The following is an 11,384-nucleotide window of genomic DNA, read 5'->3' as shown; positions in this document are numbered from 1 at the left end:
ATCATAAGGATCGTAGACATATTTTATCTCATAGTGAACTGGAGTGGGTGCCAATTCATCTCTTATCCGACGAATCAGCCTTGCTTTTATGAATTCTTTTGATTGATCAAAGCACTCATTTACATATTCAGCAATTTCGTCTACATGAGAATTCACATACTCTACGCATTTCAAATTATCCATTTGTATTTTTCCTTTATGTTTAATACATAGATTATTTATTTATTCTATGTGTTTGTCAAAATAGAAAAAGGCTTCATCCCACAGGCAAGCCTGTGGGTTTTCGCCTACGTTGCGCCAAAGTTTACTTTATAACTATTAATCACTCCTAGGTACTATTGCCCTCTTGCTGGATAGTTTTAGGATATGATGCTATAAGAGCCTGGGATAATTGTTGTTATTTTATTAGTTTTTTGGTCGTATTTCATAGAACGTATATTCCCGTAGATTCTTGCCTCTGTTGTGTTATAAGCTTTTGAAAATATAGCTGCTATCCTTCTCGTACTCTTTCCCTGTTTTCCACTTTTCTGAATATACTTCCTTATTGCTCTTCTGATTCTCTTGTTATTCATTTTCGTGTCCTCCCTCATAATATTTTATTATATTTCTATAAGATTCATTGGCTTGTTCCAAAGCACGCTTTAATTTTGCCAGTTCCTCCTCCAGTTCTCTGGGATATTTTATGCCAACTTTTTCATAAGTTGATGGATTTTTATCTGCAAAATACCGTACGACAAGTCTACAGGTCTGGGAGTCTGAAGTGCCTAAAAGAGCGCTGATTTTTTGTAACCTTTCAAATGTGGCTTGTTTAAGTGTTATACATCTTGGGGCTTTTTCCGCCCGCTCATCTTCATCCAAATAAGTTCTTAAAATTTCATACTTATTAACATCAAATTCATTGAGTTCGCTATCAAGAGCAAAATGATCCCGTATGCGTCCGGCATCATTTCCAAAAGTCTTTTCTTTATATATTTTTATAAGGTCAGAATAGTTACTCATCATAGTAAACGACGTGTTCATTGCAGTCCTCCTTTAAAATATAATAGTTACATTATTGATTATATATCTATATTGTTTTATTATCAATACTATTTTTATAATGTTTTTTTAGTTGTAGAATAATACTATGTCCTGTATTCATAATCGCGTGTGACTTTCTTATATTGATTAAAGACTGGGAATAATCGTGGTAGTTAATTCAATAATCACTTCAGACTTGTTTATAATCCCCGACACCGAAACTTTATTTAACGCTAATCTATTTTCATTGAAATAAACCTTCACCGCTTAAAATGCAACAGTTTTGGTTTACACTCTTATAGATAAAAGTTAAAATCATAACTGGAAAAGAAATCGATAAGGAAAACTCCGGAATTATGCACAACACCCATGTAACGGGTTTGGATATCCAGTGCATATTCCGGAGTTTTTCGTATTTCACAATATAAAAAACTTTAATCGGCTATTGTTCATGCCGCATTATCATTCTTAAGACTAAAAGCCAATTCAAGCTCAGGATGCGTTTCGCCATATATTCTTATATTCTCACATACTTCTTTTACCAGTTCATCCGAAATGTATCCAGCCCCTTTACTTTCGTTAATATAATCAGCTATATCTCTGACCGTTTCTTCTCCAAACACTCCCTTTTCCAAGGTCTTAATCCTGAAATTATTTGATGGGTGTGATTTAGTGCATTCATCATTGTCTGTAGCACGCATAACTTTATCATACTTGTATCTCATAATATCAGCTGCTTCCCTGCGGGTCTTTCCCATTATCTTATAGCACATCAGATCTGCAAAACACTCATCAATGTAGCTGACAAATCTAAGCTTTCTATTTGGAAAATGCATTCCGGTAAACATACAGAATATATGATGCGCGGTCTCATGTAAAAGAACATTTGACATAAGATCCTCTTTCATATCTTTAGGAACGTCTCCATCTGTATTCCATAATTCAAAATAAGCATATAGTATCTGTGTTGTTCCATTCGACATTGCAAGACCACTATATCTTTTTGCAGCAGCCTCTCTATTACAGTACTCACTGGCAAGTACTACTTCTCTTTCTTCATCATAAAATCCATTGTCAGGATATTTTGAGTTTACAAGAGCAATCATGTCTTTTATAAACTCGCGACTGATCTTGTCAGCCTCCTTATAGCTTATTCTTTGCTTCTTTTCCTTTTTGTAGTACTGCTTAATACAGCGCAGAGCTTTTATTCTTTTGCTAGTTACCTCAAGCCAGTCTAAAAAACGACGCTTAACGCGTTCGTTCTCCAAAGCTGAAGAATAGCAAGTACCAATCTTTAACTTGTTGGTCTCTATGCCAGCAAGTACTAATATTACTGCAATGAATGTAAATATTTTCAGAATGGATACTAAACTCTCAAACACCTTTTCAATATCTCCTCTCCTAGTGTATTTCATCCTACACTCTTTTTTCATTAAAACTTGTACTTAATTTATTCACTTCTCCAAGTTTACCACAGAAAAATGCCCCGGAACGAATGATAAGTTTCCGGGACATTTAAAAATTATTTCATCTGGCAAGAGATACCCTGTCTGCATAGTTCTCAAGTGCATCCGTTATCTTTTCAATGTCTACCTCGCCAAAAAACTCATATCCATCCGGTAGAACCAAAGCCTTGGTCTCCTGGACATTTTTACCCTTAGCTACATCATGATCAAATCTATCGCCCATAAGCTTTACCCTCTTTCAAACACTGACAACGCTTCAGTCACTTGAGCCAGAATTGCCTCCCATTGCCCAAAGCAAAATTACTACACCTATTGCCAAAACTGCTTTAAACATTTTTTCCTCCTTATGCCATTACCTGTGTGAATTTACCTTTTCTCTTGGGTGTTATTTTCCTCGGTCTTTCTTCTGCAGGAACTTCATCCTCTGCAGCTTCAGGAAGACCAGGCGCGTTATTATGTTCTGATTGCTCAGAAGCTTCTACCTCTGCAGCATCAGATGCTTCAGAAGACTCTGTAGCCATATCACCTTCAGACATTACTTTTACTGTCTGTGTATCTACAATATCCATCTCTCCCTCAGACTCATCAGCTACTGCCTGCGAAATGCTGGCACCCTCACTTTCCATATCCTCAGAGGCTTCCCTGTATTGTTTCCTCTGCTTGGCCTTTTCCTTTTCTGCATCTTCCATTCTTTTTCTCCAAAGAGGCTTGTGGCGTCCGGGAACCCTCTCATGCTCCTCACAACCCTCCATGTATGGATTGTACTTGCTAAGGTATTTATTCAGTTTTACCGGTTCAAATCCAAGGATTGTCACAATGAGCTTATTTGCATCAAGCTTCTGTGTGTCGTCTATCGTGACAAGGTCTGCTCCGATAAGACCCTCTGTGATAGTCTCAGAATTATGGGTATGGATCGTTTCACCCAATGTATCAGAATATCTCGCCGCTTTATTAAGTCTTGTCTGTGTTCCGCAAGCCACATTGAAGTATCTGCCGGTATCTTCATCTCCTGCCCTTAAAAGGATCTTTACTGTCATGGACCCGAGGATAGTATTGTATGCTTCTCCCGGATACATATCTTTTAACTGCCCAAGTGTCTGGAGTACGGTTGTAATTCCGACCTTTCTGGATCTGACAGTTGTGATCGTGCCATCGAAGTTATTGATAGCACCAGTTGCCTTGAACTCATCGAGTATATAGTTTACAAAGAGCTGGTCTTCTTTCTGTCTTGTGGTAAGTGAATCTGAATATTCACACTGCTTTATCAGCATCATATTAAAGAAAAGGTTTGCGATGACATTGTAGGTCTTGTTTGTATCAGGAATTACTACAAAGTACATGCACTTTCTTTTCATGGGAAGTATAAGGTCAATCTCATCATGACTCACGATCTGCTGCGCATAGAAATCCGTGAGGAATGACAGCTTTATTCCCATTCCGTTGAGTATCTGTCCCTGAACCTTGGGTTCACAATTAGCAAAGATGTTAAATGCCTGCCTTGCAGGATGAGTCTTTGGAAGGGCATTAAACATGGTCGCAAGTCCTGCCGGAGTATTCTGTGTACAGATGTTATACATCTCTGCCAGGGTATTACGTCCTGTAGCCTTTAATGTCTCACTTGTTGAAATATAAAGGAGAAGCGCCTTATAACCGTTCATCTCATTCTGTGCCCAGTAATCCATATGCCCGTCACCTGTGTTCTCAATGATACAGTTGGCAAGCATCTCCGCTACTGATGTGTCACCATTTTCCAGGTATTTAAGAAGATGGAAGGCGTCTGAATTCCTGAGCTCGTTAGATTTAAGATTAAGGACCTTTACGACATATCCTGCATCCCTGGCTTTCTGTGAAAGTCTCCTATACAGGTCCCCTTTTGAGTCAGTTATTATCGCTGATTCTCCTCTCCTTATGCACTGGAGGATGTCATTTTCAATAATGGCTGCTGACTTACCGGAACCGGGAGTACCAAAGATACATTTATTCCTGTTGATACCCACAAGGTCGTCTCTTAATGTATAGAGCCGTCCTTCATCATCCATTCCAAGAATGTCGCCCAAAAGATCATCTATATTCTTGGATCTGTTAAAGCACTGTTCTCTTTCCTTTTCAGTCTGCCAGTGTGCTGTTCCATGAAGTCCCTGTTTACTTACAAGAAAGTTCCCTTCACGGTCCACATAATAATCCTTCTTAGTCAGCTTATGGAACCTGTATCCTCCCATCAAAAAGAAGATGGTTACCATAAGTGCCAGGATCGTTCCCGGGGTACTTATCCAGGCAAAAAGGATATTTACCAGGTAAATCTTATCCTGTTTTCCAAAAAGCTTTGCCACCAGCTGGCAGAGCCATCCTGATACAAGTATTCCTCCAAGTGGTGAAAAGATGAGCATTGATCTATAGGTTCGCTTGTGCTCTTTGATGTCATAAAGGAAATCGGATATGCCCTGGGATATCTTTCCGCCTTCTTCATTATTGCCTCGTAGTCTGTCAAATATGCTCTCCATTATCCCGCCCTTCCTTTTATCTTTTTCAGGATGATGCAATTGAGATATTCGAGTGGATGCGTGAAGCGATATAGTTTTGAATCCATCCTTTCAAGATCCTTCTTAAATGCATCGTCCTGTTTCTGTTTGTTTCTCTGCCTTATCTGTTCATAGGATGCTCCCTTAAGAATATCCTTTGTGTTCCGTACCCCTTCACTTATCCCTGTTACCACAGCTTTGATCGTCGTATAGATAAGCGAAAGGATTGCCAGCAGTATAAAGAGTTTTATAAGCAGATCTGTTTCCATAAATTTTTCTCCTCCTACGGTCATGCATTTCATATCTGATTCGTGCAAATCTGATTCATGCATATTTGATTCGTGGTATCATCCGACATTCTGGTCTCTGTTTCTAATCTGATTCCATTCATCCATGAAGTCCTTAAATCCACCGGATAAGATATTTGCATGCTTTCCAATTGTGGAGATAACGAACTCTTTTTGGTAATCAAAGCAGATAACCTGAAACTTCTCTTTGGGAAGCTGGGTGAATTTTACCTTTCGGACAAACTGGATATACCGCGAGATATCCGGTACACAGAAAATGAACGTGTAGACATCCCCGTCGTAATAGTCACATACATAATCAAGCCTGCTTGTGTCCTTGTATGGTTCTTCCATGGCATATTCATATAGCCTTGCTTTCCAATCTGATTCGGACATAACCTTTATCATGTCTCTTCCGTTCTGGTCATACGGAAGAACATACAGGTTGTCATAGGTCATACACAGGCCGTCATATCTGTCCTTATACTTACGAGGTGGTGAGATCATCTTTCCAAATATATTCAGATCATAGGTAAAAAGTATTGCACTGTTTAAAAGGCAGCTGTCCTGGTTTATATAATTTGCAAGCATGTTCTGTATATAATGCTTTATCTTATATTCACCTTGAGTTGACCATGTCTGTATGTCTTTTCCAAAATGATATATGTTGTAATTCCCTCCAGCCGTTAGGAGTGTCCCGTTCATTCTTGACGCTATAGCAGTTCTTTCTCCGGCTATGGTCTCTACGTCATCCGTATAGCCAGAGTATTTTTTTATCTCCTTACTCTGATAGTAGACATTATCAGTAAGCATCTTGTTTCTTACGACATATTTCTTATCAGCAGGAAGGGTTGGTATCCCTGCGGCATACATGAGGATTACCGTTTCAGAACACCGTATTATTCTCCGTGCCCTTGACTGCAGCTGGTCTTTTGAATACTTTGCTTTCTTGATCTCTCTAATTCCATACTCTTCAAAAAAAGCTATGTGTTCTTCAGGAATATTTCCGTCAAAGTATTCCTCCAGATTTTCTTTGTAATTTGATAATGACAGTGATTCGAATATCTCAACGTTATTTGTTTTCTCAACAACCCCTTCTTTTTTCATCTTGCACATTGTGTTGGCAATAGATGACTGCGGTTCATTAAGGAGCTTGTATGACCTCGGGGTTATAACGCTGCTGACATGCATAAGGTTCACTATTTTATTCCTCATTGAACCTTCAATATATCTCGGTTTATTATTCATTTTTTGGCCGTCCCATTTACTTATTTGTCTACCCGGAAATGTATTGTCATACTGCAAGTTTAGAGTACCCATCTGATTCTGAGCAGGAACTCTTCAAAAATCAGAAAAACCTTAACCATGCGGTTTGTAGCTGTTCAAAGATGGTATTTTGCACCCCTATGATTTTGAATTGATAAATACCTTCTTTGGAGTGATAAAAATACCTTTTTTCAGCCATATAAATACCGTCTTTAAAGTTTGTAGTACTCTATTTTGGGAACCTCTGTGAGGGAACCTTCTACATAGGCAACCATAAAGGGAACGGTCAGATTCATCTCTGCAAGCATATCCATTACATCCTCATCATTAACAACGAATGTATAGAGCCTATGGCTTTTCTCTTCTTCCCCAGGCTTGCATCCGGTTGATGTATAGAAGGTGTCCTGTATAAGGGAAACCCTGGCAATGCTGTTTTTGTCTATAAACGTGACATATTCAATGGTCGTAGCACTATTGATAAAGCCTACCTCCACGCCATTATCGCAGGGACTTGCGCTCTTTATCTCGTCTGAACGAGCAATATTTTCCTTCTTTATCTTATCCAGCATTACCCACAGGCAGTACAAAGTCTCCGGAGTGTAATTTGGATTATTCTGAAGAACAACATAGTTATCATCAAGAAACTGGATCATTCTGGAATTGCACAAAAAAGCTATCATTGGCTTCGGATTAAACTTGGTTCCTTCAAACATCTTATTTATCTGGTCAATGGTGAGTGCTCCAAACTTCCCAAGCGTATTTACTATTATTCTGGTTTCTTCCTGCAGCTGCATAACGGTCTCCTTTTTATGTTAAAATGTGTGCTTTTTATAATAAAAAATTCGTCTTTATCGTAATGTGACTTTTCTTCTCTGCATGCCCTTACAACAAGGGCCTCATTTTATGGTAAAGAGCATGTTTTTTACCTTAAAATGCTCTTATCCCTTCTATTAAGCGGTATCATTTTTCACGTAAACCGCATTATTTTATTTATAAACGCATCTTTTTTATGGTAAAATCAGCCAGTCTTTTCAGAGAATTTCTTTCTGAGGTTCACATCGGTGGTGTAAGTCTTTAATTCTTCTTCTGAAGATATAAGGTCGATGAGTATCTTATCCTTATCTGACATGAGAAGCGCTCTTCCGTGTGATGGGAATTTCTTGAAATTTGCCCTGTCATTTGCATTAATGTCAACAACCCTTGCAACGTTATTGATCTCCATATCCTCAATCCTTAAGAAGAACTTGATCTTGGAAGCGGCAAGTATCGATTCCCCAAGGCCGTCATTGCTCCTCAGGAAATCTCCGATGTCCTGCGTAGCCAGTACAGTACATGAACCGTAACCACGGATGATCTTTACCATTTCCTTGACCTGTTTTGCACAGTCCTCGTTCTGCATCATGAGCCAGACCTCATCCATGAATATCGCATCCTTATGTTTAAGGCTCTGCTTTGCAAGGTCATAGCAGCAGTCAAAGGCGATGTACATCATTGCCGGCAGATAGTCCTCGCTTATCGATGTCTTATCTACATCAAATACCAGGTACTGTTTTGTAAGGTCTACATTTGTGGGACCATTAAAGTTACTGAACATTCCGCCATACATATACGGACTTAGGGCATCCCGCACCCTTGAAAGGACAGGGTCCTCTTTTAAGGCATCATTAAGATCCTGAAGGATCGGCATCGGCTTTAGCTTTCTCTGAGCCTTGTTCAGCCATATCGAATCGTTATTTGATGTGATTCCATAATTGGCATAGAGCTTTGTGCAAAGGACATTGAATCTGTTCTTCTCAGAAGTGGACAGCTTGTCATCCTGCATGTTCAGCTGAAGGAAAGCACAAAGGGATGCGATCTTCCTGGCAAGGAGTGGTGCATCCATTCCGTCTGCAGAATCCGCATCTTCAAGAAGGTCTCCGCTTACTGTTACCTGTGGTCGTATCTCCATGATATTCACACAGGTCTTTCCCCCGGGAATGAACTTGATATACTCACCGCCCATCTTTTCACATGCGTTGTAATACTCATGCGCCTTGAGCGGTAGGATAAACATGGTCCTTACTCCCATCATCCTCATGCGGCTTGCGAGCATCATTTCAAGAAATGATTTACCGGAACCAGGAGTTCCCATGATGACTATGTTTCCGTTTGAATATAACTGGGTGTTGAAGTTATTGAATGATACAAGAGAGCTTCCAAGGACATTCCTTCCAACAACATAGCCTTCATTGTCAAAGAGCGACATGGATGTAAACGGATATAACTGCGCCATGTTGCGGGTAAGCATGTTATGAGAAAACTTCCTGAAGTATGATTTTGTAACATACATATCAGGTGCGACATTCTTCAGCCATTCGTGCGCAGAAAGGAAAGAAGTCGAAGTATATACAGAAAATCCCTCAAGATGCTTCTGTATGGAATTCTTAAGTTCCCTCATAAGAGCATATGTTTCTGCTCTTACTGTAATGATGATCTCGCAGCTGAACAGGTCTTCATCAAATTTGTTCATGCAGCTTTTGATATACTCTGCATTCTGGATCTCTTTAGAAAGTGCCTCCGCCTTATCATAATTAGTCCTATGGGCGTTGAATGATGAGTATTTGTACTTTCTCATCTGCTTAAGACCGGCCTCAACCGTCCCCCTGTTAAGCCGCTTTGAAATAATGTCTATATCAATTCCATAATCAACAGGGATATTATCAAGCCAGCCTGTCTGCGCTTGCGGCGGAAATGCATTATCCCTTATGACAAGCCATGTATGATACATACCGTCCATAAGAAGCCAGTCTTTTACCGGTCTGCTCGACAAACCTCTTGGGGCAATATAGTCTGCCTCTCTTGGTAAGCCTATTGGATTATTTGTCTTATTAAAATCCATCTGGATCCGGTTAATCCTGTCCTGAAGACATTCATCCTTACAGGACAGAGGATTATAAAACTTATACAAGACCTCACATGCATGATAGTTTTCGTTCTTCGGGGTAATGACAAGATTTCCGCAGCTTGTCATTTTTGAGCGCAGGTCATACTCTATACTCTTCAAGCTCCTGTATATTTCACCAAAATCACGGCTTATCCTGCCGTTTTCTCCCTCATACTGATAAATGATGTAGAACCTCTTATCCACTGTATTGGCATTCTGAAGCGCTGTTATATGAGCTATGTAATGTTCCGCCATTATCTTTAGCTGAGCATTGTTCTCTTTTTTGTAATTCTCACGGATAGTCCGGATTATCACATTTGTATCCGCTTTTTCTGTTCTCATCTTGATATGGAGATTGGCAGGGCATGTCCTAAAGAGCTGCAGGAAAGCATCTGTGATCTTATTCTTTTCTGATGCATCCTTCTGATAATAGTTCAGGGGCATCACTTCGAGTATCTTCACATAGCTTCCATCACCGCAGCATATGATTCCGTTTCTTATCTCTTTCACATTGACAAGCCCCTGTGAATCAAAGCTCAATTTATCAGTCCTGTTAGATGCTGCAGCATCTCCCCTCTGGGGAATAAACTGCCTGATATCTGCTGTTCTATATGGAAATGACAATATGGCATTTTTTTCAGAAGACTCACGCTCTTCTTTCCTTAAATTCGGTGTACTTTGCCTTGATGAAATCTGCGACTTTGTCCGCGGCAGAATCCCCGTTACCAATTCCATTAATGGATTGCGCCACTCTTCCTGATTTGTATCGTTCTTCATTATCTGGTCTCCTTAAGTGATATTCTCCCTTGTTTGCTTTTGCCTGCCTGAAATTCATTACTGCCTCAAAGACACTCTGGTCCTTAATGCCGATCAGATTTAAGAGCAACATAGGACAACACAGACATACCAGGAAAATAAGCTTTACCCTGAAGACAAACGGGATATGTACTACGATAAAACCTACAATTACTGCGCATATGAGTCCTTCTATCCAGTTTCGTGGCCTGAATCCAAATATACGCTTGGATTCAAGCACATTATCGGGAATGTCATACTCATACAGTCTTTCTTCATTCAATGCTTCATCCCTCCTTTAATATATTTATACATATATTATATCTATTTGTATACTATCATCAAAAATGGTATTTTTTCAAGAGATTTGCACTAAAAAAGCCCCTACTGGATTATGCTTCATCCAGTAAGGGCTACTGTTTAATCTGTGTCTATGGCTATTGCATCCGGTGCTGTGTTATCATCTTCTTCCTGTTCAAGTGATGGATCATATTCTATCCAGAAATCTCTGTCCTTTCCTTTTTTCTTTAATGCATCAAGGGAATAATCTCCAAGAAGTGACTTTATCCCGAATGCCCTATAATTCTTATCATATTCGATATAGATTATCATGTCAGGGTACTTATCTACCGTTGCTTCAAATGTGATAAGGGAGGTGTATTCATCTCCTTTAAAGGAGCCTTCCGTGATAGTAACTTCATACATTTCACTTAGATTCCCAGTACAAAGGTTGAAGTAAGTATGCAGATAATATGGTAGTTCATTACATATCTTAAAATCATCGTAATGGGTAAATATTTCCTCATAATTGTTTATAAAGACATGATAAAGTGGAGGCTCTTCATCCACCTCATAGTGGTCAGAGCCTTCGGGCTCAGATTCTGCATCTCTTGCAAGTTCTTCTTCTGTAAAATTCCTTTTATCCGGAAACATGAGTGTTTCTTCGGTCTTTTCTTCCTCAGGAGCTGCCTCTTCATCATACTGTTCTATTGTATCCTCAGAAGCTTTTACTTTTTCATTGTTACGAATGATAAGAATGGTCACGGCAATTGCAAAAAAAGCGAGCAGAAGCCCCCCAAATATGAACTTTGTTCTTTTTTTCATAAAC

At 39.4% G+C, this 11,384-nt stretch carries 12 protein-coding genes; all 12 read right to left on the bottom strand.

Annotated features, from left to right (window positions below; translation table 11 throughout):
- Positions 1-183, bottom strand: a 183-nt coding sequence (locus tag G602_RS0106475) for a hypothetical protein (protein ID WP_026658262.1), incomplete at its 3' end; no start/stop codon positions are given.
- A gap of 176 nt (positions 184-359) precedes the next feature.
- On the bottom strand, positions 360-572 hold the full coding sequence (locus G602_RS0106470) for a hypothetical protein (protein ID WP_026658261.1): 213 nt from the start codon (positions 570-572) through the stop codon (positions 360-362).
- The gene (locus G602_RS0106465) at positions 565-1,020 is read right to left on the bottom strand and encodes a hypothetical protein (protein ID WP_026658260.1); all 456 of its coding nucleotides are present in this window, start codon (positions 1,018-1,020) and stop codon (positions 565-567) included. The genes G602_RS0106470 and G602_RS0106465 overlap by 8 nt, the downstream gene beginning before the upstream one ends.
- Positions 1,021-1,469: 449 nt before the next feature.
- Complete coding sequence (locus G602_RS0106460; protein ID WP_026658259.1) at positions 1,470-2,435, bottom strand: hypothetical protein; 966 nt, start codon at positions 2,433-2,435, stop codon at positions 1,470-1,472.
- A 112-nt stretch (positions 2,436-2,547) separates the two neighbouring features.
- Positions 2,548-2,709 carry a hypothetical protein gene (locus G602_RS30175; RefSeq protein ID WP_155829709.1) on the bottom strand — a complete coding sequence of 54 codons (162 nt, stop codon included), beginning with the start codon at positions 2,707-2,709 and terminating at the stop codon, positions 2,548-2,550.
- 121 nt (positions 2,710-2,830) lie between these two features.
- Positions 2,831-4,987 carry a VirD4-like conjugal transfer protein, CD1115 family gene (locus tag G602_RS0106450; RefSeq protein ID WP_026658257.1) on the bottom strand — a complete coding sequence of 719 codons (2,157 nt, stop codon included), beginning with the start codon at positions 4,985-4,987 and terminating at the stop codon, positions 2,831-2,833.
- Positions 4,987-5,274 carry a hypothetical protein gene (locus tag G602_RS0106445; RefSeq protein WP_026658256.1) on the bottom strand — a complete coding sequence of 96 codons (288 nt, stop codon included), beginning with the start codon at positions 5,272-5,274 and terminating at the stop codon, positions 4,987-4,989. The genes G602_RS0106450 and G602_RS0106445 overlap by 1 nt, the downstream gene beginning before the upstream one ends.
- A gap of 78 nt (positions 5,275-5,352) precedes the next feature.
- Positions 5,353-6,540 (bottom strand): hypothetical protein, encoded by a 1,188-nt coding sequence (locus G602_RS0106440; RefSeq protein WP_026658255.1) that lies wholly within the window; start codon positions 6,538-6,540, stop codon positions 5,353-5,355.
- A 230-nt stretch (positions 6,541-6,770) separates the two neighbouring features.
- Positions 6,771-7,352, bottom strand: coding sequence for a hypothetical protein (locus G602_RS0106435; RefSeq protein ID WP_026658254.1), 582 nt, complete (start codon positions 7,350-7,352; stop codon positions 6,771-6,773).
- 224 nt (positions 7,353-7,576) lie between these two features.
- Positions 7,577-9,925 carry a VirB4 family type IV secretion system protein gene (locus G602_RS31995; RefSeq protein ID WP_081675864.1) on the bottom strand — a complete coding sequence of 783 codons (2,349 nt, stop codon included), beginning with the start codon at positions 9,923-9,925 and terminating at the stop codon, positions 7,577-7,579.
- Positions 9,926-10,127: 202 nt separating this feature from the next.
- Entirely contained in the window at positions 10,128-10,559 is a 432-nt protein-coding gene (locus G602_RS0106425) for a hypothetical protein (RefSeq protein WP_026658252.1), read from the bottom strand.
- A 137-nt stretch (positions 10,560-10,696) separates the two neighbouring features.
- The gene (locus G602_RS0106420; protein ID WP_026658251.1) at positions 10,697-11,380 is read right to left on the bottom strand and encodes a hypothetical protein; all 684 of its coding nucleotides are present in this window, start codon (positions 11,378-11,380) and stop codon (positions 10,697-10,699) included.
- Positions 11,381-11,384: the final 4 nt, after the last annotated feature.

This window comes from Butyrivibrio sp. AC2005, from assembly GCF_000424145.1.
Classification (GTDB): Bacteria; Bacillota; Clostridia; order Lachnospirales; family Lachnospiraceae; genus Butyrivibrio.
Note: the sequence above shows the minus strand (reverse complement) of the source record. Positions and strands in the feature narration are given on the sequence as shown.